Origin of the sequence: Tateyamaria sp. syn59, assembly GCF_007995245.1 — a bacterium.
Classification (GTDB): Bacteria; Pseudomonadota; Alphaproteobacteria; order Rhodobacterales; family Rhodobacteraceae; genus Tateyamaria.
This window is the reverse complement of the sequence record NZ_VCBA01000001.1, coordinates 513,956-537,621: the sequence shown is the minus strand read 5'-3', so window position 1 is coordinate 537,621 and position 23,666 is coordinate 513,956. Positions and strand designations below refer to the sequence as shown.

The 23,666-nt window shown below is 63.6% G+C and carries 24 protein-coding genes; 10 read left to right on the top strand and 14 right to left on the bottom strand.

Annotation, left to right across the window (positions count from 1 at the left end):
• Nucleotides 1-85: 85 nt before the first annotated feature.
• From FD715_RS02705 to FD715_RS02695, 3 genes are all read right to left on the bottom strand, one after another.
• Nucleotides 86-1,426: a cytochrome P450 gene (locus FD715_RS02705; protein WP_147104784.1), complete on the bottom strand. Its 1,341-nt coding sequence runs from the start codon at nt 1,424-1,426 to the stop codon at nt 86-88.
• Nucleotides 1,423-2,643, bottom strand: a complete 1,221-nt coding sequence (locus tag FD715_RS02700; RefSeq protein ID WP_147104782.1) for a hypothetical protein — start codon at nt 2,641-2,643, stop codon at nt 1,423-1,425. Before FD715_RS02700 ends, FD715_RS02705 begins: the two co-directional genes overlap by 4 nt.
• Nucleotides 2,644-2,795: 152 nt before the next feature.
• Entirely contained in the window at nt 2,796-3,548 is a 753-nt protein-coding gene (locus FD715_RS02695) for a cytochrome c biogenesis CcdA family protein (protein WP_147104779.1), read from the bottom strand.
• Nucleotides 3,549-3,642: 94 nt separating this feature from the next.
• On the opposite strand from FD715_RS02695, the gene FD715_RS02690 reads away from it, so the two are divergent.
• A complete protein-coding gene (locus FD715_RS02690) occupies nt 3,643-3,873 on the top strand; it encodes a sulfurtransferase TusA family protein (protein WP_147104776.1) in 231 nt (76 codons plus the stop codon).
• Between the two features lie 49 nt (nt 3,874-3,922).
• Here FD715_RS02690 and FD715_RS02685 read toward each other — a convergent pair whose 3' ends face one another.
• The 8 genes from FD715_RS02685 to purC form a co-directional block, all read right to left on the bottom strand.
• Nucleotides 3,923-6,619, bottom strand: a complete 2,697-nt coding sequence (locus FD715_RS02685) for a ribonuclease E/G (protein WP_147104773.1) — start codon at nt 6,617-6,619, stop codon at nt 3,923-3,925.
• A 543-nt stretch (nt 6,620-7,162) separates the two neighbouring features.
• Nucleotides 7,163-7,966: an endonuclease/exonuclease/phosphatase family protein gene (locus FD715_RS02680; protein ID WP_147104770.1), complete on the bottom strand. Its 804-nt coding sequence runs from the start codon at nt 7,964-7,966 to the stop codon at nt 7,163-7,165.
• Nucleotides 7,967-8,038: 72 nt separating this feature from the next.
• The gene (locus FD715_RS02675; protein WP_147104767.1) at nt 8,039-8,713 is read right to left on the bottom strand and encodes an HAD family phosphatase; all 675 of its coding nucleotides are present in this window, start codon (nt 8,711-8,713) and stop codon (nt 8,039-8,041) included.
• A 111-nt stretch (nt 8,714-8,824) separates the two neighbouring features.
• The gene (locus FD715_RS02670) at nt 8,825-10,159 is read right to left on the bottom strand and encodes a sigma-54 dependent transcriptional regulator (RefSeq protein ID WP_147104765.1); all 1,335 of its coding nucleotides are present in this window, start codon (nt 10,157-10,159) and stop codon (nt 8,825-8,827) included.
• A gap of 20 nt (nt 10,160-10,179) precedes the next feature.
• Nucleotides 10,180-11,961 (bottom strand): ATP-binding protein, encoded by a 1,782-nt coding sequence (locus tag FD715_RS02665; RefSeq protein ID WP_147104762.1) that lies wholly within the window; start codon nt 11,959-11,961, stop codon nt 10,180-10,182.
• 37 nt (nt 11,962-11,998) lie between these two features.
• Complete coding sequence (gene purQ, locus FD715_RS02660; RefSeq protein ID WP_147104759.1) at nt 11,999-12,667, bottom strand: phosphoribosylformylglycinamidine synthase subunit PurQ; 669 nt, start codon at nt 12,665-12,667, stop codon at nt 11,999-12,001.
• Between the two features lie 126 nt (nt 12,668-12,793).
• Nucleotides 12,794-13,024 (bottom strand): phosphoribosylformylglycinamidine synthase subunit PurS, encoded by a 231-nt coding sequence (gene purS, locus FD715_RS02655; RefSeq protein WP_147104756.1) that lies wholly within the window; start codon nt 13,022-13,024, stop codon nt 12,794-12,796.
• A 14-nt stretch (nt 13,025-13,038) separates the two neighbouring features.
• Nucleotides 13,039-13,800: a phosphoribosylaminoimidazolesuccinocarboxamide synthase gene (purC, locus tag FD715_RS02650; protein WP_147104752.1), complete on the bottom strand. Its 762-nt coding sequence runs from the start codon at nt 13,798-13,800 to the stop codon at nt 13,039-13,041.
• 173 nt (nt 13,801-13,973) lie between these two features.
• Between purC and FD715_RS02645 the strand changes: the two genes are divergently transcribed.
• From FD715_RS02645 to bmt, 3 genes are all read left to right on the top strand, one after another.
• On the top strand, nt 13,974-14,294 hold the full coding sequence (locus tag FD715_RS02645) for a DUF1476 domain-containing protein (protein WP_147104748.1): 321 nt from the start codon (nt 13,974-13,976) through the stop codon (nt 14,292-14,294).
• Between the two features lie 175 nt (nt 14,295-14,469).
• Nucleotides 14,470-16,368, top strand: a complete 1,899-nt coding sequence (locus FD715_RS02640; RefSeq protein ID WP_147104745.1) for a phosphatidylglycerol lysyltransferase domain-containing protein — start codon at nt 14,470-14,472, stop codon at nt 16,366-16,368.
• Nucleotides 16,369-16,405: 37 nt separating this feature from the next.
• The gene (gene bmt, locus FD715_RS02635) at nt 16,406-17,422 is read left to right on the top strand and encodes a betaine--homocysteine S-methyltransferase (RefSeq protein WP_147104742.1); all 1,017 of its coding nucleotides are present in this window, start codon (nt 16,406-16,408) and stop codon (nt 17,420-17,422) included.
• Here the strand turns inward: bmt and FD715_RS02630 are convergent.
• Nucleotides 17,419-18,495: a PA0069 family radical SAM protein gene (locus FD715_RS02630; protein WP_147104739.1), complete on the bottom strand. Its 1,077-nt coding sequence runs from the start codon at nt 18,493-18,495 to the stop codon at nt 17,419-17,421. The genes bmt and FD715_RS02630 overlap by 4 nt on opposite strands.
• A 207-nt stretch (nt 18,496-18,702) precedes the next feature.
• Here FD715_RS02630 and FD715_RS02625 point away from each other — a divergent pair, with 207 nt between their 5' ends.
• The 5 genes from FD715_RS02625 (at nt 18,703) to FD715_RS02605 (ending at nt 21,300) form a co-directional block, all read left to right on the top strand.
• Nucleotides 18,703-19,404, top strand: a complete 702-nt coding sequence (locus FD715_RS02625; RefSeq protein ID WP_147104737.1) for a B12-binding domain-containing protein — start codon at nt 18,703-18,705, stop codon at nt 19,402-19,404.
• A gap of 80 nt (nt 19,405-19,484) precedes the next feature.
• Nucleotides 19,485-19,751 (top strand): hypothetical protein, encoded by a 267-nt coding sequence (locus tag FD715_RS02620; protein ID WP_147104734.1) that lies wholly within the window; start codon nt 19,485-19,487, stop codon nt 19,749-19,751.
• Nucleotides 19,751-20,065, top strand: a complete 315-nt coding sequence (locus FD715_RS02615) for a YbjQ family protein (RefSeq protein WP_147104731.1) — start codon at nt 19,751-19,753, stop codon at nt 20,063-20,065. The genes FD715_RS02620 and FD715_RS02615 overlap by 1 nt, the downstream gene beginning before the upstream one ends.
• Before the next feature lie 66 nt (nt 20,066-20,131).
• Nucleotides 20,132-20,677, top strand: coding sequence for a thioredoxin family protein (locus tag FD715_RS02610; protein ID WP_147104728.1), 546 nt, complete (start codon nt 20,132-20,134; stop codon nt 20,675-20,677).
• Nucleotides 20,668-21,300 (top strand): DUF1638 domain-containing protein, encoded by a 633-nt coding sequence (locus FD715_RS02605; RefSeq protein ID WP_147104724.1) that lies wholly within the window; start codon nt 20,668-20,670, stop codon nt 21,298-21,300. The genes FD715_RS02610 and FD715_RS02605 overlap by 10 nt, the downstream gene beginning before the upstream one ends.
• 97 nt (nt 21,301-21,397) lie before the next feature.
• On the opposite strand, the gene FD715_RS02600 is transcribed toward FD715_RS02605, so the two are convergent.
• Entirely contained in the window at nt 21,398-21,802 is a 405-nt protein-coding gene (locus FD715_RS02600) for a SufE family protein (RefSeq protein WP_147104721.1), read from the bottom strand.
• Nucleotides 21,803-21,939: 137 nt separating this feature from the next.
• Here FD715_RS02600 and FD715_RS02595 point away from each other — a divergent pair, with 137 nt between their 5' ends.
• Nucleotides 21,940-22,476 (top strand): hypothetical protein, encoded by a 537-nt coding sequence (locus tag FD715_RS02595; RefSeq protein ID WP_147104718.1) that lies wholly within the window; start codon nt 21,940-21,942, stop codon nt 22,474-22,476.
• A gap of 22 nt (nt 22,477-22,498) precedes the next feature.
• Here the strand turns inward: FD715_RS02595 and rnd are convergent, their stop codons facing one another.
• The gene (gene rnd, locus FD715_RS02590; protein ID WP_147104715.1) at nt 22,499-23,659 is read right to left on the bottom strand and encodes a ribonuclease D; all 1,161 of its coding nucleotides are present in this window, start codon (nt 23,657-23,659) and stop codon (nt 22,499-22,501) included.
• Nucleotides 23,660-23,666 lie beyond the last annotated feature (7 nt).

Genomic DNA, 23,666 nt, shown 5'->3' with positions numbered 1-23,666 from the left:
ACCGTGCTCCAAAGTCATGGCTTCAATTGCCTCAGACCTAGCGCATTCCGGCCCCCAACGTCATCCCGCCAAGTCCCTGTTTGCGCTATCTTTTGGCGAGATTCAGCCAAATCCCGTCCCGCGCCCGCACCGTCAGGTGCGCCACGGGCACCGGCACGCGCCCCTCCACCGGCGAAACCACTACATCGCGCAAAAGCCGCGCCAGAATCAGCGGCCCCTCGACCATGGCAAAGCCCGCCCCTGTGCACACCCGCGCCCCGGCAGAGAACGGGATATAGGCGTCACGCCCACAGCGTCGCCCATTCTCCGTCTGCCAGCGACCGGGATCAAAGTCATCGGGCCGATCCCAGAGCCGCGCGTGGCGGTGCAGATGCCACGGGCTCAGCACCAGTTGGCTGCCCCGTCTCACATCCCGGTCCCGGAACCGCTCGGGACACGTCGCTTCACGCACCATCATCGGCACCGGAGGATAGAGCCGCAGCGTCTCGCGAAACACATCGCGCGTCACCGGCAGCTTCGACATCACGGCAAAGTCGCAGGCCACAAGCGCCTGCGCCTCGGCCGCCACCTTTTCCTGCCACTCCGGATAGAGCGCCATCAAATAGAGCGCCCAAGCCAGAGCTGACGCGCTTGTCTCGTGCCCGGCGAGGAAAAAGATCGCCACCTGATCTACCATCTCCTCGGGCGTAAACGTCGCGCCTGTCACCGGATCCCGCGTCGTCATGATCTTGGTCGCCAAGTCATCCGGCGCCGCGCCCGCCGCAATGTCCTCCGCCCGCCGGTCCACCAACTGCCCGATCAGCCCCCGAATGCGCGCCGCACTCGCCCGAGTCTCACGCCGGAACAGCCGCGGCATCCAGCGCGGAAGCGGCACAAAGGCGGCAAGGTTCAGGATGGGCTGACTGCGCTGATAGGTGCGGAACTCATGAAACACCGCGCTCGCCAAAGCATCCTCGATCGGGATCGAAAACAACGTGCGAAAGATCACATCCGCCGCCGCATGGCTCGTCTGCTCCTCAATCTCGACCAGCCCCTCCGGCAACCGCGCCGCCGCCGCCTCTGACGCGTCCCACATCGCCGGAAACGTCTCGCGCAGCCGCCCCCCTTCAAAGGCCGGATCAATGATCCGCCGCTGCCGCTTCCACACCTCGCCATTGGTCAGAAACACCGAATTGCCAAGCAGCGGGCGCAGTCCCTCGCCCACACGATCAGACTTCGGGAAATCATCCGGCCGATCCTTCAGCACCGTTTTCACCAGCTCCGGCTGGTTCATTAGGTAGCTGCGGAAAAACGGCGTCCGAAACTCGGCCATCCACGCTCTATAGAGGCGCGCAGGCTGCGCAGACAGAATGTCCTGCCGAAAAAGCTGCATGTATCGCCACAGCGACACGCGATCCGGGCGGCTCGGGGGCTTCGGTGGGATCATGCGGCGACGCTGGTGTATTTCGATACCGGCACGTCGATGCGCGATTTCGACGGCGGACGGTCGGCGTAGCGGTCAGCCAAGGTTACCGGACCCGCCGTGATCTGAAAGTAGTCGTAGTCCCGAGGCCGATCAAACGCGCAGAGATACTGGAAATGCAGGCGAAAGAACCGCCAGCGCAACTCTTTCCACCGCGCCGGGCTCAGGGACTGCGTAAAGGCTGCGGAAAATACCAGCGGCCAGCGCTTGTCCGGCGGTGCCACACCCGACACCGCCACCGGATCGCACAAGGCAAAGGCGCAGCCATCGCCGGGCGCCGTCACATCAACCCATGTCAACTCCTCCCGTGCCGACAAATACTGCAAATCGGCCCGCAATCGGTGCGCATCGGGCAGAAACGAAACCATCGGCACCACCTGCCCCAGCGACAGGAACGCCAGTGCTGGCCCCTCCGCAGGCACATGGGCCCCGCGGATCAGATCGGACAGGATCGACACGGCCAAATGCGCGCCAGAAGAGTGGCCAACCACCAGCACCTCGTCCACATCCGTCTGCAATGCCGCCGCAATGCTGTCCTGAAAGGCTCGCATACGCGCCTCCAGCGCAGGCGGATTGGCCCCGCGCGACGCCGCCGAATAGGCGTAGTCGTGCATCAGGTAATAGGCAAAAAACGTGCCATCCTTCGCCTTGAACCACCGCAACAGCGCGACAAAAGCCACAGCGCCCAACGCCGCACCGGCCCACGTGCCCACCGGACCAAGCAGACCGCCCACACGCCAAAACGCATACCACAGCGCCAGCGCCAGAAGCGCCTGCCCGACAAGCATGCCCACCGGATAAAGCGCCGCAATCACCGGCCCCTTGCGCAAACGCATCAAGCGCCGCAGCGCACCCGAGGCGATGTAGATCCACGCCGTGCGTACCAGTTGCAGATAGGTGCCGGGAATGGTCGCCTCCATACTGTCGCGCACGATGTCGGACCAGACAAGCACCTCGACATCCGCATGCACGGGCCGCCCGTCCATCCGCGCATCCACTTGCCAGCCGAAATGCTCTGCTTTCGCAGCCGGGGTCAGCGCGATCTCATAGCCCGAAATCTCCGCCTGTGCGGCTCCCTCCTTGCGGTAAAGCTCCCGATACCGGCGGGGATGAATCGGGTCGTAACCGGGAATGTAAAACACCCGGCGCCGCGTGACTGGATTGGGATGCGACCTGCTCATTCCTGCACCTCTTGAGCGTACTCTAGCGCAGGTCTGGGACCAAAGTAAGGCGGAGACCGACGCGGTGTCCGTCAGGTTTCCGACGCGAAAACCGGCGCAAATGGCAAAGGAAATCGCGTCGATTTCCACCCGGTCTTTGCGTCAAAGACCGATCAGCCCAGCGTCGCCAGCGCCGGAAACTGCTCCAGCAGCCAGAACGAAAACCGCGTGAACAGGCCAAAGAGCATCGCCGCCCCAACAAGCAGCAAGAGGCCACCCATCACCTTCTCGATCAGCGCCATATGCCGCTTGATCCGGTTCATCAGGCCCATGGCGCGGCTCATGAACATCGCGGCCAGCAGGAACGGAATGCCTAAGCCTGCCGCATAAACACCCAGCAGGAACGTACCGCGCGTCAGCGATGCCTCGGTCGCGGCCAGCGTCAGGATCGCGCCCAGTTGCGGCCCGATGCACGGGGTCCAACCAAAGGCAAAGGCCAGGCCGAGGATATACGCACCAAAAGCCGATCCCCCCTGATCCCCCGCCTCCATCCGCGCCTCGCGGTCCAGAAACGGAATGCGGAACACGCCCAAGAAGTGCAGGCCAAAGATCATGATGATCACGCCCGAGATCTGCGCAAAGAGCACCTGGTTCTGCAAGAAAAACGCGCCAAAGGCCGACGCGGCAAAGCCAAGAAAGATAAACACCGTCGACAGGCCCAGCACAAAGAACAGTGCCGTCACCGTTGCGCGGTTGCGCCCTGCGCGGTCGTCCGACATCTCGCCCACGCTCATGCCCGACATATAGGCCAGATAGGGTGGCACGATGGGCAGCACGCAGGGGCTGAGAAAGCTGATGATGCCTGCAAACAGCGCCACGGTCATGGCGGGGATCAGGCTGGCGTCGATGATGTCAATTCCGAACATGTCTCCCACCTAGCGGTCATGCGCGCCTGCGTCACGGGGGCCAACGGTCACATGTCTGTGGACAGGATGTAACATCGCGCCTAATTCTGCCCGTATGAACGACAACGCACATGAACTCGACGCCGTTGGGCTGCTCTGCCCGCTGCCTGTGCTCAAGGCACGCAAACGCCTGCAGGCGCTCGCCAAAGGCGATGTCCTGATCGTCGCGGCAGATGACCCGGCGGCGGTGGTGGACGTGCCCCATTTCTGCGCCGAGGCCGGACACACGCTCGTCTCCGCCGACACAAGCGGCCCCATCCAGCGCTACGCCATCCGCAAAGGATAAGGGGGCGCGCCAACCGGCACGCCCCTCTCGATCCATTCAGGTGATGGGCTTACTTGCCCAACGACCACCAGCCACGCTTTTTCGGCTTCGGTGGCTCTTCGGGCGCGGGGGATGCAGCTTCCGCGACAGGTTCGGGCACCTTCACCTCTTCCGCGGCCACGTCCTCTACCGGCGCTGGTTCTGGCGCGGCCTCCGGCACCGCCGGTTCCGCGGCAACGGTGGCGGCGCCATCAACGCTGGCTTCGGCCGACACCGCAGGCACGTCCTCCGCCTTCGTCGTCTTGGCCGTGGTGGTGCGCGACCGGGTGGAGCGTGTCGTTTTCTTCGGTGCCTCTGCGGGCGTGTCTGCCTCAGCGGCATCGCTCGCCGCAGGCTCCGCCACAGCTTCGGCCGCAGGCGCGTCAGCCTCCACCGCCTCCGCTTTCGCCTTGGAAGACGTCCGCGACCGCGACGACCGGCTGCGCGTCACCTTCTTGGGTGCCTCCTCCGCAGGGGCGTCGGCGGCCTCAGCATCGCTCGGCGCAGCATCCGCACCGTCTGTTTCGGCGGCGGGCGTCGTCTCTGTTGCCGCAGCCTCAGCCTGATCGCCCGTTTCAGTCGTCTCAGCCGTCTCTGTGGTCGACGACTTGCTCCGGCTCCGGCTCCGACGGCGCCGACGGCGGCGCTTGGGCTTGGCCTCACCTTCCTCGGCAGCTGGGGCATCCGGCGCCTCGGCCACGGCGTCATCTTCCTCGTCCACCTGATCCATGATCGACGTGTCAACCGACACCACAGGCATATCGACCGCCTTCACAACGCGGGTCGCCGTCTTGAACTTCTCAAGCGAGAAATCGGGGCTCACGAGATGCGGATCCCCTTCGATGCGTACTGACAGACCATAGCGGCCTTCGATCTGCGCAATATGCTCGCGCTTCTGGTTCATCAGGAAGTTGGCGATGCCCACGGGCGCCTTGATCAGCACCTCGCGCGACCGGCGGCGCGTGCCCTCTTCCTCGATCTGACGCAGGATGGACAGGGCCAGGTTATCATCCGACCGGATCAGACCTGTGCCGTGACACGCCTGACAGGGCTGGGTCGTCGCCTCGATCATGCCGGGGCGCAGACGCTGCCGCGACATCTCCATCAGGCCAAAGCCCGAAATCCGACCCACCTGAATGCGGGCGCGGTCGGTCTTGAGCCGGTCCTTCATCCGCTTTTCGACAGCCGAGTTGTTCTTGCGCTCATCCATGTCGATGAAGTCGATGACAATGAGGCCCGCAAGGTCACGCAACCGCAACTGGCGCGCCACTTCGTCGGCGGCCTCCAGGTTTGTCTTCAGCGCCGTCTCTTCGATCGACCCTTCCTTGGTCGCGCGGCCCGAGTTCACGTCGATGGCCACCAGCGCCTCGGTCACGCCAATCACGATGTAACCACCCGACTTCAGCTGAACCGTCGGGTTGAACATGCCCGCCAGATAGGTCTCGACCTGGTAGCGCGCGAACAGCGGCAGAGCGTCCTGGTACTGCTTCACGTTCTTGGCATGGGACGGCATGATCATCTTCATGAAGTCCTTGGCGATGCGGTAGCCGCGCTCGCCCTCGACAAACACCTCGTCGATCTCGCGGTTATAGAGGTCACGGATCGACCGTTTGATCAGGTCGCCCTCTTCATAAATCTTCGCAGGCGCAATCGACTTCAACGTCAACTCGCGGATCTGCTCCCACAACCGCTGCAGGTACTCGTAGTCGCGCTTGATCTCAGCCTTGGTCCGCTTGGCCCCGGCGGTGCGCACGATCAGCCCGGCGCCCTGCGGCACCTCGATCTCGTTCGCAATCTCCTTCAGCTTCTTGCGGTCCGTGGCATTGGTGATCTTGCGGGAAATGCCGCCGCCACGGGCGGTGTTCGGCATCAGCACGCAGTAGCGCCCGGCAAGGCTCAGATAGGTGGTCAGGGCAGCGCCCTTGTTGCCGCGCTCTTCCTTGACGACCTGCACCAGCAGGATCTGGCGGACCTTGATGACCTCCTGGATCTTGTAGCGGCGCGGCCGGGGCTTGCGCGGCGGACGGATGTCCTCGCTGTCATCCTCGTCCGCCACGGATTCGATGCTGTCATCCTTCGATGTCGCATCGGACCCTTTGGCCTCGACCTCGTCATCGTCATCCGAAGGCGCATCAGCTTCGGACGCCACAGCATCGTCCGTCTCCGCTGTCTCTTCCGGCTCGGCGGCCTCTTCGCCCGCCTCAGGGGTCTCGACCGGCGTGTCCTTGACGGTCTCCATGGGCGACGCGGCCTCGTCCTCCGGCACGGCCACATCGGTGCCGGCCTCGGGATCAAGGTCAATGGTCTCCATCCCCTCGATCTCTGTCGACACCGTGGCATCGGTGTCCTCGGTCTTGGCGGCTTTCGACTTCGACCGGGACCGCGACCGCTTGGGCTTGGGTTTGTCCTCTTCCTCGTCGCGCGCCTTCATCGCCTCGGCATAGGCGCGCTCTTCCTCCATCAGCGCCTCACGGTCGGCGACGGGGATCTGGTAGTAATCCGGGTGGATTTCCGAAAACGCAAGAAACCCGTGGCGGTTGCCGCCATAGTCGATAAACGCCGCCTGCAGCGACGGCTCGACGCGCGTTACCTTGGCAAGATAGATGTTGCCAGCAAGCTGGCGCTTGTTTTCGGATTCAAAGTCAAACTCCTCGACCTTGTTTCCGTCCACCACCACGACGCGGGTCTCTTCCGCGTGGGTGGCGTCGATAAGCATTTTCTTTGGCATAAAAGTCCATTGCGCGCCCGCAATCGGCTGTCACCTGGCGGCGCAGCGGTTTTGGGGGCGTGTCTTGTCTGGGCGATTGGGGACGCGCTGCAGATCAGGCCGGGTGGGCCGTCTGCCGGGATCAGTGATGTCCTCACGCGCGTCATCGCGGTTCTTCTCCGACACACGCGCAAGGTGCGCGGTGTCCGTTCATACGCTGCGCCAGACCTTGGTCCGCGTCAGCAACTCGTGGCCATATCTGGCCCAATCGGCCTGTTGAAAGCGGCAGGGTCCCTGCACGGATCAATCAACAGCGAAACTCACATGAAGCGGTGCGAGTGCACACGACTGCTTCATCCCCTTAGATAAGAGCAAGGCACGGCAAATGACAATGGCCAATCGCATGGACCGGAAAATGACGCATTTTCCGGCCCGTTTTCCGACGCGGAAAACGCCGCCCCGGACACCAGCTGTCAAATGGATTTCATGCGTGGGCGGAGCGCGCCAGTACGTACGGAAACCGCGTCGGTTTCCAACCGGTTTTCGCGCCGAAAACCGCGCCCGTCAGACCTCAAGGATCAACGGTCGATGATCCGACACCACAGGCTGTCCCGGCACGTCAAAGCGTGCCGTCAGCAGGTCATCCGACACCAGCATGTAGTCGGCAAAGCGCTGCGGTTTTTCATAAAGGGCGGTCCGCGTGTCGGTGATCCCGTGATGCGCAATCAGGTCATGCAGGCCGACCTCCTTGAACCGGCGGAAGGCCGCACTGCCCGGCAACAGGTTGAAATCTCCGGCCAGAACGGCGGGCGCCTGCCCGTCCCACACCTGCCGAAACAGACTTATTGCCCGTTCGGTCTGCGCCGCCCGCGCAGGCGTGTCGCCCTTTCCAGCCGGGTCGCGCAATCCGTGAAAATGGCCGACACAGACATGCCGTCCGGTCTCCGGCTCCGCGATCCGGGCCACCTGCATCGTGCGGGGCACCGGCTCCTCTCCCCAGCCGTCTGAACGATAGGTGCCGTGGATGAAATCCTGGGCGACCTGCGTCACGGCAAGATCGCGCCGCACCCACATCCCAAGCCCGTGTTCCGAGGGCACCGCCGCCCCCGCATCATCCGTCAACGTGCCCCGCGTGGCCGGAGCGAAAAGCGCCTGATGGTGCGGCAGCAGCGCCGAGATGTCGCAAAAAAGGTCCGCGCGCTGCGCCAGATCACGATAGGGATCGACATAGCGCAGCCAATCCGGGCTTGGCACCGGCGCGCGCGTAACCTCCTGCAGGCACAGGACATCCGGCGACAGCGCCGCACCCCAGGGTGCCAGGGCCTCCCACACCTTCCCGCCCCACGCATTCAGACTGACGATGTTCATGGCACTCCCCGCATCACGCTGCAGCAGCCAACCATCCAAGGCCGTTCCCCGCAAGCGAAGCCGGTCACAAGATCATTCGGCTACGCTGCGCCGGCCAAAAGCGCCCACCATGTCGAGGGCCGTCGCCAAGTCCTGCGCGACCCCCTGCCCCAGCGCGGGCAGCGGCAGGTCCGCGGGCCGCATATCAGGCACCTGCACTGCGCGACAGCCCGCGTGAACGGCCGACGTGATCCCCCGGTCGCTGTCCTCGAAGGCGGCACATAGATCAGGCGCGACGCCCAAAAGTGCTGCCGCTTCGAGATAGGGCGCCGGGTCCGGCTTGCGCGCTGACACCTCGTCGCCGCCCAGCACCACCTCGAAGTGGTCGAGGATTTCGGCCCGCGCCAGATGCCCGCGCGCCGCGTCCCCGTTGGTCGAGGTGACCACGGCCATCCGCGCGCCCTGCCCCGCAAGCCGGGCCAGACTGTCGCGCACCGTAGGCCGCAGCGCCACATGCGCGCTCACCCGGCGCTCGACCTCCGCGTGCCAGGCGCTGTTGAACGCCGCCGCCTCCGCGCCCAGAAACGTCTCCAGCCGCCGCAGGCTCTCGGCCCCCGAACAGCCCACCATCGTTAGAAAAAACGCATCCACGGCGTCGGCCGCAAACCCCCGCGGCACCAGAATATCCCGCGCCACAGCGCCATAGACCCGCTCGCTGTCCAAAAGCAGACCGTCCATGTCGAAAAGATACGCGTGTGGGGGCATCATCGGGAAAATCCTTGCATGAGTATGGCCCCCTCATGCCACGCCAGCCCCCCACATGAAATGACCGCCGGGGGCACCGGCGGTCACATGTTCCAACAGGCTGTTACAGGTGGATCAGAGGTAATCCGACCGCTGCAACCCGTACTTGGCCATCTTCTCGTTCAGGGTCCTGCGCGGCAGGCACAACTCCTCCATGACAGAGGCAATCGAGCCCTTGTGGCGACGCATCGTGTTGTCGATCAGCATCCGCTCGAACGCTTCAACATACTCCTTCAGCGGCTTGCCCTCGGTGGTCATGACGGGCTGCATCTCTTCGTGGTCGTTCATCAAGAGCGATGCGATAGACCCCGTCCCACGCCGCGCCTGCAAAACGGCCCGCTCGGCAATGTTGATCAACTGACGCACGTTGCCCGGCCACGGGGCCTGCAACAGCTGCGCGGCCTCCTGCGCAGACACCTTCGGCGCCTCACAGCCATATTCATCGGCAAACTGATCGCTCAGCCGCGTGAACAGGGTCAGAATGTCCTCACCCCGCTGACGCAGCGGCGGCACCGTGATCTTCAACGCCGCCAACCGGTAATAGAGGTCCGGACGCAGCGCATCCTCACAGGTCTTGCCCGCCTCCTGCATGTTGCAGATACCCACGATGCGGGTCTCGGCAGGGGTGCCCTGATCGTTTATGACCGACAGCAAACGGGCCTGCAGGCTCTCGCTCAGCGCTTCGATATCCTCCAGCACCAACGTCCCACCACGGGCCTCCTCAACAGCAGGAAGCGCGGAATCCTCCGGCAACATCGGGCCAAAGAGACGCTTGGCCAGCGCCTCTTCTTCCCAGGCCGAACAGCTGACCAGCACGAACTTCTTGCCGGCCCGGCTGCCCACGGCGTGCAAAGCATGGGCGACAAGCGTCTTGCCGGTGCCCGTCTCGCCATCAATCAGCACATGACCGTCAGCCTGGCCCAGATCCAGAATGTCCTCGCGCAGACGCTCCATCACCGGGCTCTGGCCGATCAGCTTCTTCATCAACTGCCCGCCATCGCTCAATTCGCGACGCAGCAAACGGTTGTCCATGGTCAGGCGGCGGGCCCCGGTGGCGCGCTTGGCAAGCTCGCTCATCCGGTCGGGGTTAAAGGGCTTTTCAAGAAAATCGAACGCCCCCACCCGCATGGCCTCAACCGCCATGGGCACATCCCCGTGGCCCGTGATCATGATGACGGGCAAGGCACTGTCATTGCCCATCAGCTTTTTCAGAAATTGCATCCCGTCCATGCCGGGCATCTTGATGTCGGAAATCACAATGCCGGGATATTCCGGCCCCAACACCTTCAGCGCGTCCTCGGCGCTGGCAAAGGTCTCGGTGTCGTAGCCCGACAGGGCCAGCCACTGGCTGATGGATTGGCGCATGTCCTGCTCGTCATCGACGATGGCGATTTTCATGGCTTGTGTCATCTTATGCTCCTCACGGGTCGCTACTGCGCCGCGCTGATCTTGTCGTTGTCGCCCGCGGTGCTGTCGTCATCCAGCACCGGAAGCTGCATTTCAAATACGGCGCCGCCCATCTGTCCGTTCCGGGCCACCAACCGTCCTCCTAAATCGTTCACAATGCCGGACGAGATAGCAAGTCCCAGGCCAACACCGTCGCCGGGCTGCTTGGTTGTGTAAAACGGCTCGAACAGGCTGTCCAAATCCTCGATCCCCGGACCATTGTCGCGCACGGTCAGCGTGGCGGTCTCTCCAGCCGACAGGATGATATCGACCTGCGGCTCGCGCTCCGACTTGGTGGCGTCGATGGCATTGCGCAACAGGTTCACCATCACCTGCTCAATACGCATCCGGTCTCCCATGACCTCGATGGGTTCCGGCGGCACCACGCGGTTGATCAGCACCTGACGCTGACGCAACTGCGGCTCCATCATCGACAGGCTAGACGCCAGCGCATCGCCCATATTTACAGGGCTTAGCGCGTCCTGCCCCTTGCGGGCATAGGACTTGAGCTGGCGCGTGATCGCACCCATCCGCTCGATCAGATCGTCGATGCGGCCAAAGCTGACCAGCGCCTCGTCGGGCCGGTTGCGACGCAGCAGCAGACGCGCCCCGGCCAGATAGGTCTTCATCGCAGCCAGCGGCTGGTTCAGCTCGTGACTGACGGCGGCCGACATCTCGCCAAGGGCGGCCAGTTTCGACGATTGCTCAAGGGTTTGTTCGGCCTGAGCGAGGTCTTCCTGCACCCGTTTTCGCTCGGCGATTTCCCGCTGCAACTGGATGTTCAGATGGCGAAGCTCTGCCGACTCGCGTGCAAACAAGGCCACGCGCAGGGCGGACCTGCGGCTCATTGCATAAAAAGCGAGCGCCAGAAAGATGGCGAATCCCATGATTTCAAGGGCCAGAACCCCGTTCACACGCTCGCGTACGGATTCGTATGTGGTAAAGGATGTCATCCGCCACCCCCGGAACGGGATCCGCGCCTCCAGCCGCATGACCCCCTCGCCCTGCAAATAGGCATCTGGCGGCAGTGCGGTCCAATCGGCGGTGGCCCGGATCGCGCGCTCGATGGCGCTTTGCGGGGTCTGGCGCGCCAACGCCACCTCTTCGGTCCGCCCGCGCCAGCGCGGCTCGGTTGCTAGGATGATCTGCCCCGCGCTGTCAGTCACCAGAACCGCCGCCGAAATCCCGGCCCAGGCGCGTTCAAACTTCTGCAGATCGACCTCAACAGCGATCACACCCAGAACATCGCCCCCCGCCGTCACCCGGCGCGAATAGGTAAAGGTGAACCCGCCCGCCTCACGTTCTGCGACGGTGAAAATCGTGTTGCTGGCGCGCAATGCGTCAATAAAATAGGGCGCTGTGCGGTGGTTTGACCCCAGCCTGCTGCGGTCCGTCGCGGCCACGGTACGCCCGTCGCTGTCCAGCAGCATCAGGTTGGCCGCACCGATCTCCTCGACAAAGGAAATCAGGCGCTGCGTGGATTGCTGGTAATCCTGGCTGTTCAGCGCGCCGATCAACGTCGGGTCACGCGCCAGCAGCTGCGGCACGATCTGGTTCTGACGCAACTCGCTCAGCAGGTTGCCGGAATACAGCGCGAGGCGCAGTTCGGCCCGGTTGCGCGTCGTTTCCGTAAACCGGTCGGTCAGCAGCCTGTTGGTGAAAAAGACGGTGATCACCGCCGCAACGGTCAGCACCACCAATGCGATACGTACACGCCAACTGGTGGTCGAGGTCCGGGTTTCCTTGTTACGCGATGCAACTGGCATGTCCGCGACCCTACGGCCTCGGTCGGTTTCGCTCAAGTCACGCCGATGTCAGTTGTCCCACCACTGCGCGGAAGAGCGCCTGTCCATCCGTGCCGCCATGGCCCGCATCCGCCGCCCGTTCCGGGTGCGGCATCATACCCAACACCCTGCGGTTGTCCGACAGGATGCCCGCAATATCTCGTTGCGACCCGTTCGGATTGTCGGTGTAGCGGAAGGCCACACGATCCTCGCTCTCCAACGCGTCGAGGGTGGTCTGGTCCGCGAAATAGTTGCCGTCGTGATGCGCGATGGGGATGTCGACCACATCTCCCGCGTTGTAGCCTTCGGTGAACGCCGATTGCGAAGTCTCGATCCGAAGGCCGACGGTCTTGCAGATGTATTTCAGCCCTTCATTGCGCAACAGCGCACCGGGCAGGATGCCGGTCTCGGTCAGCACCTGAAACCCGTTGCAGATGCCAAGGACGTAACCGCCCTTGTCGGCGTGGCTCTTCACCGTCTTACAGATGGGCGAGTTCGCCGCGATGGCCCCGCAGCGCAGATAGTCGCCAAAGGAAAAGCCCCCCGGCACGCCCACGATGTCGATGTCGCTGGGCAAGTCAGTGTCCTTATGCCAAACCATCTCGACCTCGGCGCCCGCCGCCCGAAAGGCCACGGCCAGGTCCCGATCACAGTTTGATCCGGGGAAGACAACAACGGCAGCTTTCACGTCACACACTCCTCAGCGTTAAGGTCCGGGTAAGAATTGAAGAAAAAAATAAGATGAAAAACGGACCGCAAGAAATTGATAATAATCAATTTAATCATCCATTAACCATTCACACCTGTGAACTTCTCACCCCATCTCCACCCGGTAGCTCTCGATCACCGTATTGGCCAAAAGCTTCTCGCACATGGCCGTCACATCCGCCTCGCTGATGCCGTCCGCAAGGTCCAACTCGATCACCTTGCCCTGCCGCACCCCATTGACCCCGTCAAATCCCAAGGCCCCCAGAGCATGGCGCACCGCCTCGCCCTGCGGGTCGAGCACCCCGTTCTTGAGCATCACATGCACGATCGCTTTCATCTCGGGTCGGTCCTTCAGTTGATCAGGGTCGGTTTGGTGATGGGCGCGGCGTTCTTGGGCATCACACCCAGGCGCCGGGCCACTTCAGTGTAGGCGTCCGCCAGGTTGCCAAGGTCACGGCGGAACACGTCCTTGTCGAGCTTCTGGCCCGTCTCGATGTCCCAAAGCCGGCAGCTGTCGGGGCTGATCTCGTCGGCGATAATCAGGCGCATGAAATCACCTTCGTAGATCCGCCCGATCTCGATCTTGAAGTCCACCAGCCGGATACCCACGGCCAGCATGACGCCCGACAGGAAATCGTTGACCCGCAGGGCCAAGCTCAAAATATCGTCCATATCCTGCTGACTGGCCCAGCCAAAGGCTGCGATGTGCTCTTCGGTGACCAGCGGATCACCCAGCTTGTCGTCTTTGTAGCAGTACTCGACGATGGGCCGCGGCAGTTGCGTTCCCTCCTCGATGCCCAGCCGCTCGCTCATGGTTCCGGCGGCGTAGTTGCGCACGATCACCTCAAGCGGCACGATTTCGCAGGATCGCACCAGCTGCTCGCGCATGTTCAGACGCTTGAGGAAGTGGGTCGGCACACCGATCTGGCCGAGGCCAGTCATGAAGAACTCGCTCAGGCGGTTGTTCAACACACCCTTGCCCTCGATCACGTCCTTTTTCTGGGCGTTGAAGGCGGTGGCATCATCTTTGAAATATTGGACAATCGTGCCGGGCTCGGGACCTTCGTAGAGAATCTTGGCCTTGCCCTCATAGATCTTCTTGCGTCGCGCCATGGGCGTCCTTTCGCGTGTGCGGGCGGCTGAGTCTGCCCTGCAATGGGCACCTCATAAGCAATCGACCCAATTGCCGCAAGCGATGGGGTGGTCTGAACGGTCAGAGGGGGGTTGCATGGGCCGGGCGTGCCTGCCTATCTGGTAAGGAAACATTGCCACAAAGGGGGGGGCCGATGAGCACCTTTGAAGATCGCGAAAACGCATTCGAAAACAAATTCGCCCATGACGCGGAGATGCAGTTCAAGGCCGAGGCCCGCCGCAACAAGCTGTTGGGACTGTGGGCCGCTGACCTCCTGGGCAAGACCGGAGACGCGGCAACAGAGTACGCCCGCGAGGTGATCAAGGCCGACTTTGAAGAGGCGGGAGACGAGGACGTCTATCGCAAGGTGTCGGGCGATCTGGGCACCAAAGCCGATGAAGCGACAATTCGCGCAAAAATGGTTGAATTGATGGCCGAGGCGAAGGCGCAGCTGATGCAGGAAATTGATACATAACAATTAACTGCAATACGTAGTTCATGTGAATGGGGCGCGTGGTCTGACGGATGCGCGCCCCCTTTTCATTGCCCCATTCCATCGCATTGTCCGTATTTGACTGGCCCCTGTTAAGACCTGCCTTACCATCGCGCGCTAGGTCTTAACGCGGGTGGTCGAGCAAGGGGGCGAAGACATGAACAGATCACAGGCGGTGACCGCCCTGCGCGCCGCGGTGCGCATCAGCTTTCCCATCCTGATCCTGCTGGGCTGTGCGATGCTTTTGTCGCGGCAGATCCCCGGCGATGTGCTGGCCACCCTGCCCCGGCAACTGGCGGACATCTCGGTCCTGCAATGGGCCTGCGCCGCGCTGCTAACCGTGGGCAGCTTTGCCGCCGTGGCGCAATATGACGTGCAGGCGCATCGCACGCTGAACACCGGCATCAGCGCCCGGCGCGGGCGTATTTCAGGCGCCGTGGGCATCGCGATCGGGCAAACGGTGGGATTTGGCCTGCTGTCCGGGGCCGTGGCGCGCTGGCGGATGTTGCCTGACATGGGCGTGGGCCAGGCGCTGAAATTGTCGACCTTCGTGTCGCTGAGTTTTGTGGCGGCCTGGGCCTGTGTGACGGGGATTATCTGTGCGGTGCTGCCCGCGCCGCCCTGGACGATGGCGCTGTCGCTGGCGGCGCTAGTGCTGTTGCCTGCAGCGGCGGCGCTGCTCTTCTGGCGCCCGACGCTGCGGATCGGCACACACCGCATTCCCTTGCCCAGCTTGCGCGTGTCAGGTGCGATCCTGCTGTGGGCGACGGTGGACATGGTGCTGGCGGCGGCAGCACTTTGGGTCCTGCTGCCCGCCGGGACGTTACCTTATTTTGCGCTGCTGCCGCTGTTCATGGTGGCGCTTGGCTGCGGGCTGGTGTCGAACACGCCGGGCGGGATCGGTCCCTTTGAACTGGTGCTGGTGTCGGCCCTCCCGCTGGGCGCCGAGGCGGGGGTTTTGGCGGCGATCCTTGCGTTTCGCCTTGTATATTATGCCGCGCCCGCCTGCCTTGCTATGGCGGCGATGTTGCGCCCCTTGCCGGTGCCGCAGGTGGTTGAACGGCAGCAGCCCGGATGGCATAGCCTGCCCCGCAGCGAGGCGCTGGCGCTGCGCCAGAACGGGGGGCAGATCGCGCGCGCGGGATCTGCGATGGCGCCGGTCTGGCGGACGGCGCAGACGGAGACCTTGTTCACCGACCCGACCGCCACGCAACCAGACGTGGTGCGAGGATTGACGCGCTTGGCGGCACGGCACGGGCGCATACCGGTGATCTACAAGGCTGGGCGGCGGCTGGCACAGGTGGCGCGGAATGCCCGTTGGGCAATCCTGCATGTTGCCGATGACGCAATTGTCGATCTGGATGGCTATGACCTCACCAGCCCGGCGCGGCGACGGCTGCGCCGCAAGCTGCGCGCGGCGGAGAAGGCCGGGATCACGATACGTGCGGGCCACATGCCGGACGCGCAGAGTGCGGCCCAACTGGACCGGGATTGGCAAAGGCGGTGCGGGCCTGCGCGCGGTGGCAGCATGGGGCGGTACTGCCCTGATTATGTTTCAGACCAATGGGTTGTGAGTGCTTATTCAGGTGACGCCTTGATCGCCTTCGCCACCTTTCATCGCGGCGCGCGGGAATGGTGCCTGGACATCATGCGGCAGGGCCCCACCGCACCGGACGGCACCATGCATGCGCTGGTGCATCGTGGACTGGAGGCGGCCCAGGGGATGGGCGTGGCGCGGGTCAGCCTCGCCTCCGTCATCGCTTGCCCGGATCCGCAGCGGGCGGTCTGGCGGTGGGCCACGGCGCGGGCGGTTGTCCATGCGGGTGGGACGGGCTTGCGGCAGTTCAAATCTGCCTATGCCCCGCGCTGGGTGCCCCGATATGCGGCGGCGCCCAATTGGCTCGCACTGGCCCTGGGGCTGGCGGATATTGCGCGCACCATTCGCGCGCCGGATCCTTTGCCCGCACCGGCTTTCGAAGCTGTGTCGGCAAAGAATGCAAACAACCCTCATCAAGAAGATGAGAATTATGAACTGGCTTCACCTTCGGCAGCGTGAGAGACGGGGCAATCACCGCGCGCGAGAGGTTTTGACCATGTCCGATCCATTGACCACCCTTCTGGCTGAAAAAGGGACGCTTTTGGCTGATGGGGCCACCGGTACAAACCTGTTTGCCATGGGTCTGATGTCGGGCGATGCGCCCGAGCTGTGGAACGAAGAGGAGCCTGCCAAGGTGCGCGCCCTCTACAAAGGGTCAGTCGATGCAGGCAGCGATGTGTTTCTGACCAACTCCTTTGGCGCCAATGCGTCGCGGCTGAAGCTGCACGATGCAGGGCATCGCGCGTTCGAGTTGAGCAAGATATCGGCAGAGATTGGTCGCGATGTCGCGGATGCCGCAGGTCGCAAGGTGCTGGTCGCCGGTTCTGTCGGGCCGACGGGTGAGATCATGGAGCCTGTGGGCAGCCTGACCCATGCCGATGCGGTCGAGATGTTTCACGAGACCGCCGCCGGGCTGAAGGCGGGTGGCGCGGATATTGGTTGGCTTGAGACAATCTCCGCCCCCGAGGAATATACCGCTGCTGCCGAGGGGTTTGCGCTGGCTGGCTTGCCCTGGGTCGGGACCATGAGTTTCGACACTGCCGGGCGCACCATGATGGGTGTGACCAGTACGGACATGGTGACCTTGGTGGGTGGTTTGGAGTTTCCGCCGATTGCCTTTGGGGCGAATTGCGGCACGGGGGCGTCGGATCTCTTGCGTACCGTGCTGGGCTTTGCCGCCACGGGGACCGAGTTGCCCATCGTGGCCAAGGGCAATGCGGGCATCCCCAAGTATCACGACGGGCATATTCACTATGACGGCACGCCGGAATTGATGGCGGATTATGCCGAAATGGCGCGCAATTGCGGTGCGAAAGTCATTGGCGGGTGTTGCGGCACCACGCCTGCGCATCTGGAGACGATGCGCGAAGCGCTGGATGTGCGGTCCAAAGGCCCCGCCCCGACCCTCGATCAGATCGTGGCGGCCCTGGGCGCGTTTTCGTCGGAAAGCGACGGCACAGGCGATGATGACGGTCGGCCGGTGCGCAAGCGTCGCGGTCGCCGTGCGGCCTAGAACAGGCTGAGTTGTGCGCTGTCGGTGCGCGGAGGCCGGAAGAGGTCGGTGCGCATGGGCGGTGCGGTTTCCCGCAACCCGAAGCGTTTGAGCGCGATTTTGAAGCGATGCTGTACCAGTTCGGCATAAGCCCCTTCCCCCCGCATCCGATGCCCCCAGCGCGCGTCATAGTCGCGCCCGCCATGCATGTCCCGCAGCTTGGACATGATGCGGCCCGCGCGGTTGGGGTAGTGCACGGCCAGCCACTCCTGCCACAGCGGGGAGACCTCGCGCGGCAGCCGCAGCATGATCCAGCTGGCGGTGCGGGCACCTGCGTCCTTGCCTGCCGCGAGGATCGTCTCAAGTTCCGGGTCGGTCAGCGCGGGCACCATGGGCGAGGCCATGATGCGCACCGGAATGCCCGCCTGCGCCAGCCTGCGGATCATCGTGAGCCGCCTTGCGGGGCTGGGCGCGCGCGGCTCCATCTTACGCGACAGGGCCACATCGAGGGTCGTGACCGAGATGCCGACCCGCGCCAGTCCACGCTGCGCCAGTGCGCTCAGGATGTCGATGTCGCGTTCGATCAGCGTGCCCTTGGTCACAATGGCGACGGGGTGGCGGCAGCCCTCCAGCACCTCAAGGCAGGCGCGCATGATGCCGTGGTCCCGCTCAATCGGTTGGTACGGGTCGGTGTTGGTGCCGATGGCGATGGGCGCGACGCGGTAGCTCTTGCGCGCAAGCTCGGCCCGCAGCACGTCTGGCGCGTCGGGGCGCGCCACCAGCTTCGTCTCGAAATCGAGGCCCGGCGACAGGCCCAGATAGGCGTGGCTGGGCCGCGCAAAACAGTAGACACAGCCATGTTCGCACCCGCGATAGGGGTTGATCGACCGGTCAAAGGGCAGATCGGGCGAGCGGTTGTAGGTGATCAACGACCGTGGGCGTTCGACACTGACCTCGGTCCGCAGCGTCGGCAGGTCGTCGTCCGCATCCCAGCCATCCGCCTCGGCATGGCGCGTGACGCTGTCATAGCGGCTGACCACGTTGGTCACCGCGCCGCGCGCCTTGGGCGTCCGGGTCTGCAGGTCGGGTTTCATGGGCCAAATATAGAACACAACAAGAACATCCGCCAGTCCCACCCCCTGGCCGCCCTGCAAAGCGCATACAATTGCACACGAAAACCGCACGCCTGCGTCGCACCAGAAGCGGGCCATGTCGCAATCCGGACAGTCCGGGTGCGACATTCTGAACGATATATTGGAAAATAGGCACCGGGTCCGGCACCCACGCATAAGGATTGCACCATGTCCGAAGAAGACGACATCATCCTGTCCGAACTGGATGACGAAGAGCTGGTCCAGCAGATGTTCGACGACCTCTATGACGGTCTCAAGGAAGAGATCGAAGAGGCGGTCAACATCCTGCTTGAACGCGGCTGGCAGCCCTATGACATCCTCACGAAGGCGCTTGTCGGCGGCATGACCATCGTGGGGCACGACTTCCGCGATGGGATCCTTTTTGTCCCCGAAGTGCTGCTGGCCGCCAACGCGATGAAGGGCGGCATGGCCATCCTCAAGCCGCTGCTGGCCGAAACCGGCGCACCGCGCGTGGGCAAGATGGTGATCGGCACGGTCAAAGGCGACATCCACGACATCGGCAAGAATCTCGTGTCGATGATGATGGAGGGTGCCGGGTTCGAAGTGGTCGATCTGGGCATCAACAACCCGGTCGAAAACTACCTGGACGCCATCGAAAAGGAAGGTCCGGACATCCTGGGTATGTCGGCCCTGCTGACGACCACGATGCCCTATATGAAGGTGGTGATCGACACGATGGTCGAACAGGGCATTCGCGATGACTATATCGTGCTGGTCGGTGGTGCACCGCTGAACGAAGAGTTCGGCAAGGCCATTGGCGCCGACGCCTACTGCCGCGATGCGGCGGTCGCGGTGGAGACCGCCAAGGAATTCGTGGCGCGCAAACACAACCAGTTGGCGGCGGGATAACCCTGTCGCCCCGGACATCCGGAGGACGACATGCGGCTTGATGGTTTGAAATGCAGCGCGATGCGGCAGCCCAGTGTGGCTTGGGTCGGCCCATGTATGCCGGGGCCGCTGGCGGGACAGCACTGATGTCGCTGGACAAGATATTCCTGATCCTGTTCTGCGTGATCGTCGGCATCGCCGGATCTGCAGGCGCCGTGGCGCTTTTGTACGCAAGCAGCCTGTTTCATCCCCTGCTGCTCGCGGGCGCTGTGGTGGTGATCGGCTTTGTCGTCTACGTTTTGTGGCGCCTGTTGTCCGAACGCTTGGGCAACCCGGCAGAAGACCACTATGACGGAATGAAAAACTGATGCTGATCGTCACGAGCGAAACAATCGCGGGGCGCCGCATTACCGAGACCCTTGGCCTGGTGCGCGGGGCGACAGTCCGGTCCAAGCATATCGGCACAGATTTCGTGGCAAGCCTGCGCAACCTCGTAGGCGGCGAACAGACCGGGTATTCGGCGCTAATGGCCGGGGCCCGCGAACAGGCGCTGGATCGCATGATTGACGCGGCTGTCGCGCTGCAGGCCGATGCCATCGTGGCGGTGCGCATGGAAACCTCTGCCATCATGGCGGGGGCGTCCGAAATCGTCGCCTATGGCACCGCGGTGCGGCTGGAATGACCTGGGGGCCAACACCGCATCGGTGCCGACCGGGCGCCCATCCGCGCCCTGCTGGGAGAGACCGACATGTTGCTTGAAACGCCAGGGTGCGATTTTGGGGACCCTGCCCCGGACTTTACCCTGCCTGACGCCCACGGCCAGATGCACAGCCTGAACGACGTATCGGGCAAACATGGCGTTCTGGTCGCCTTTATCTGCAACCATTGCCCTTATGTCGTTGCCCTGGCCGACCGGCTGGCTGCGGATGCAAAGACCTTGCAGGCCGAAGGCATCGGCGTGGTTGCGATCAACGCCAATGATTACGCTGCCTATCCCGCCGATGCGCCGGACAAGATGCCCGGATTTGCCAAGGCACACGGGTTCGACTTTCCCTACCTGATCGATGAGGACCAGTCGGTCGCCCGCGCCTATGGCGCAGTGTGCACCCCCGACTTCTTTGGCTTCAGCGCGGATGGGCTGCTGCAATATCGCGGACGCCTCGATGACGTGCGCATGGGTGATGCCAGCGACCGGACACCCGAACTGGTCAGCGCAATGCGCAAGATCGCGGAGACCGGTGTGGGCCCGCGCGACCAGACGCCCAGCATGGGCTGTTCGATCAAATGGCGCTGAGCGACGCGACCCTGACCGAAGACGGGCTGGCGGCCACCGGAACGGGCCGCATTCTGCTGATCGCCTGCGGCGCGCTGGCACGCGAGATCCTGGACCTGAAGGCCATGAATGGCTGGGACCACATGGACCTGACCTGCCTGCCCGCCAAGTACCACCTCTATCCCGACAAGATCACACAGGCGGTGCGCGGGACTGTCGCCAAGCACCGCGATGCCTATGACACGGTCTTTGTCGTCTATGCCGATTGCGGCACCGGCGGGCTGTTACAGGCCGCCTGCGACGAGATGGGTGTCGAGATGGTCGCGGGCCCGCATTGCTACAGCTTTTTTGAGGGAAATGAACGCTTTGTGGCGCAAAGCGAAAGTGAGATCACGACCTTTTACCTGACCGATTTTCTGGTCCGCCAGTTCGACGCCTTCATCATGAAGCCCATGGGCCTCGACCGGCATCCCGAGCTGCGCGACATGTATTTCGGCAATTACGAAAAACTGGTCTACCAGGCGCAAACCGACGATCCCGCCCTGACCGAAAAGGCGCGCGCCGCTGCGACCACGCTCGGCCTCACTTTCGAGCGCCGCTTCACCGGCTACGGCGACCTGCAAGGGACATTGGGCGCGCTCTAGCTCTTCTTCTCTTTGATAAATACGGTCGGGGAAGCTCGAGGGGGCAGACAGCCCCCTCGTCAGCAAAACTAAATCGCGTCGCGCAGCGGCCTTTGGATCAGGCGGCGGCCACCGACTGGATTCGCTCGATCATCGCCCGCAACCCGTTCGAGCGCTGCGCCGACAGGTGATCGTTCAGCCCCAGCCGGGTCATCTCGGCGCGGGCGTCCACCGCGCGCACCTCGGCCAACGGCAGCCCGTTGTAAAGCCGCCGCAGCACGGCGATCAGCCCCTTGACGATCATCGCATCGCTGTCGCCATCAAAGCGGAACACGCCGTCCTCGACCTGCGGGTGCAGCCAGACCTGGCTGGCGCAGCCGTCGACCTTGGTCGCGGGCACCTTCAGTGCGTCAGGCAGAGGATCCATCGCCTTGCCCTGCTCGATCACATAGCGGTAGCGGTCTTCCCACTCGTCAAGGAATTCGAAATCCTCGACGATTTCCTCGAAACTTGGCGTTGCCATCTGCGGCCCTCGGATACGGTCACGTGTTGCATCTGACCTAGGCGCACCCGCGCCAAAGGTCCAGTGCGGCAAAGGATGCTTTTCAAGTGCGGCGGCATCCGTTACCACCTTGGCAAAAGCAAAGACGCGAGCGGACGATGCCCAAGATCCTTCCAGCCCTTTTGGTGGCCACCTTGACCCTGTCGGCCTGTGGAGCCGTCCGCGACAGCCGCGTGAACCCGTTCAACTGGTTTGGCGGCAGCCGCTCCGAACCGATCCGGCCCGATCCGCGCGCTGAGACCAATCCGCTCATCCCCGAACAGACGCGCGCGCCGCTTTTCAGGAACCTGCGCGGGGACCGGGAAGTCGTCTATGTCGGCACGCCCATCGACCAGGTGACCGACCTGGTGATTGAACGCGTGCCGGGCGGCGCCATCGTGCGGGCCACGGGCGTGGTCGATCAGGACGACGTCTATGACATTCGCCTGACCACCGACAGCGATGAGAACGAACCCGTCGATGGGGTTCTGACCTATCAGCTGCGCGGCATCCATCTGGCGGGATCGAGCCGCACGCTCAGCCAGCGGGTGCGCACCGTGACAGCGGCCCGCCGTCTGACCGATCAGGAACTGGCGGAGATCCGGGTGATCCGGGTCGAGGGGCGGCGCAACGCGCAGTCCACGACCCGCCGCTGAGCCGCCTTGGCGCATATGCGGGTCAGTCGAGCGGGATGATCTGAACGTCAGCGCCCTTGGCCGTCAGCGCCACCTGCCCGTCGCAAAGCCGCAGCGCATCCGTGCCGAACACTTCTGACCGCCAGCCATGCAGCGCGGGCACATCGCGCATACCAGCCGCCAGCGCGTCGAGGTCGGCGGCTGAGGCGATCAGCTTGGCGGCGACACCCGCACTTTCCGTCTTGGCCTTGAGCAGCACGCGGAGCAGGTCGGCAAGCGCCGGGTTCACCTGCAGCTTTTCGCGGGACCGGTCGGGGCGCGGCATGGCGTCGGGGTCCATCTCGACCCCGCGCTTGACGGCGGCCAGAATGCCGTTGGCGATGTCCCCCTTGCGCGCCTCGCGCAACAAGAGGCGCGAGCGGTTCAGGTCCTCGTAGCTTTTGGGCTTGTTGCTGGCCAGTTCGACCAGCGCGTCATCCTTGAACACGCGGTTGCGCGGCACGTTGCGCGACTGCGCATGCGCTTCGCGAAACGCTGCCAACTCCTTGACCACCGCCAGAAAGCGCGCCGAATTGGTGCGCGTCTTGACCCGTTTCCAGGCATCTTCGGGGGCGATGATATAGGTGTCTGGGCTGAGCAGCGTCTGCAGCTCTTCGGATACCCAGCGCGCGCGGCCGCTGTCAGCAAGCTTGGCCGCCAGGAATTCGTAGATCTGGCGCAGATGCGTCACATCCGCGATGGCATAGGTTTTCTGGGCATCCGTCAGGGGCCGGCGCGACCAGTCAGTAAAGCGCGAGGTCTTGTCGAGCGGTTGCCTGGCGATCTTGCGCACGAGGGTCTCATACCCCACCTGCTCGCCAAAGCCGCAGACCATAGCGGCCACTTGCGTGTCGAACAGAGGCTCGGGAAAGACCTGGGCGTCGACATAGAAGATCTCGAGATCCTGGCGCGCGGCGTGGAACACCTTGACCACGGACGTGTCGCGAAACAGGTCATAGAGTGGCTCCAGCGACAGGCCCTTGGCCAGCGGATCGACCAGCACGGCGCTGTCGTCATCGTCGCCCGGCATGGCCAGTTGGACGAGGCACAGTTTCGAATAGTAGGTCCGTTCGCGCAGAAACTCGGTATCGACGGTCACATACGGCTGCGCACGGGCCTCGGTGCAGAACTCGGCCAGCGCATCCGTTGTCGTGATGGTTCTCATATGCGGT

Coding starts and splice junctions, on each gene's coding strand:
- FD715_RS02705 (WP_147104784.1), bottom strand. CDS start 1,426: ATGATCCCACCGAAGCCCCCGAGCCGCCCGGATCGCGTGTCGCTGTGG.
- FD715_RS02700 (WP_147104782.1), bottom strand. CDS start 2,643: ATGAGCAGGTCGCATCCCAATCCAGTCACGCGGCGCCGGGTGTTTTAC.
- FD715_RS02695 (WP_147104779.1), bottom strand. CDS start 3,548: ATGTTCGGAATTGACATCATCGACGCCAGCCTGATCCCCGCCATGACC.
- FD715_RS02690 (WP_147104776.1), top strand. CDS start 3,643: ATGAACGACAACGCACATGAACTCGACGCCGTTGGGCTGCTCTGCCCG.
- FD715_RS02685 (WP_147104773.1), bottom strand. CDS start 6,619: ATGCCAAAGAAAATGCTTATCGACGCCACCCACGCGGAAGAGACCCGC.
- FD715_RS02680 (WP_147104770.1), bottom strand. CDS start 7,966: ATGAACATCGTCAGTCTGAATGCGTGGGGCGGGAAGGTGTGGGAGGCC.
- FD715_RS02675 (WP_147104767.1), bottom strand. CDS start 8,713: ATGATGCCCCCACACGCGTATCTTTTCGACATGGACGGTCTGCTTTTG.
- FD715_RS02670 (WP_147104765.1), bottom strand. CDS start 10,159: ATGACACAAGCCATGAAAATCGCCATCGTCGATGACGAGCAGGACATG.
- FD715_RS02665 (WP_147104762.1), bottom strand. CDS start 11,961: ATGCCAGTTGCATCGCGTAACAAGGAAACCCGGACCTCGACCACCAGT.
- purS (WP_147104756.1), bottom strand. CDS start 13,024: ATGAAAGCGATCGTGCATGTGATGCTCAAGAACGGGGTGCTCGACCCG.
- purC (WP_147104752.1), bottom strand. CDS start 13,800: ATGGCGCGACGCAAGAAGATCTATGAGGGCAAGGCCAAGATTCTCTAC.
- FD715_RS02645 (WP_147104748.1), top strand. CDS start 13,974: ATGAGCACCTTTGAAGATCGCGAAAACGCATTCGAAAACAAATTCGCC.
- FD715_RS02640 (WP_147104745.1), top strand. CDS start 14,470: ATGAACAGATCACAGGCGGTGACCGCCCTGCGCGCCGCGGTGCGCATC.
- bmt (WP_147104742.1), top strand. CDS start 16,406: ATGTCCGATCCATTGACCACCCTTCTGGCTGAAAAAGGGACGCTTTTG.
- FD715_RS02630 (WP_147104739.1), bottom strand. CDS start 18,495: ATGAAACCCGACCTGCAGACCCGGACGCCCAAGGCGCGCGGCGCGGTG.
- FD715_RS02625 (WP_147104737.1), top strand. CDS start 18,703: ATGTCCGAAGAAGACGACATCATCCTGTCCGAACTGGATGACGAAGAG.
- FD715_RS02615 (WP_147104731.1), top strand. CDS start 19,751: ATGCTGATCGTCACGAGCGAAACAATCGCGGGGCGCCGCATTACCGAG.
- FD715_RS02610 (WP_147104728.1), top strand. CDS start 20,132: ATGTTGCTTGAAACGCCAGGGTGCGATTTTGGGGACCCTGCCCCGGAC.
- FD715_RS02605 (WP_147104724.1), top strand. CDS start 20,668: ATGGCGCTGAGCGACGCGACCCTGACCGAAGACGGGCTGGCGGCCACC.
- FD715_RS02600 (WP_147104721.1), bottom strand. CDS start 21,802: ATGGCAACGCCAAGTTTCGAGGAAATCGTCGAGGATTTCGAATTCCTT.
- FD715_RS02595 (WP_147104718.1), top strand. CDS start 21,940: ATGCCCAAGATCCTTCCAGCCCTTTTGGTGGCCACCTTGACCCTGTCG.
- rnd (WP_147104715.1), bottom strand. CDS start 23,659: ATGAGAACCATCACGACAACGGATGCGCTGGCCGAGTTCTGCACCGAG.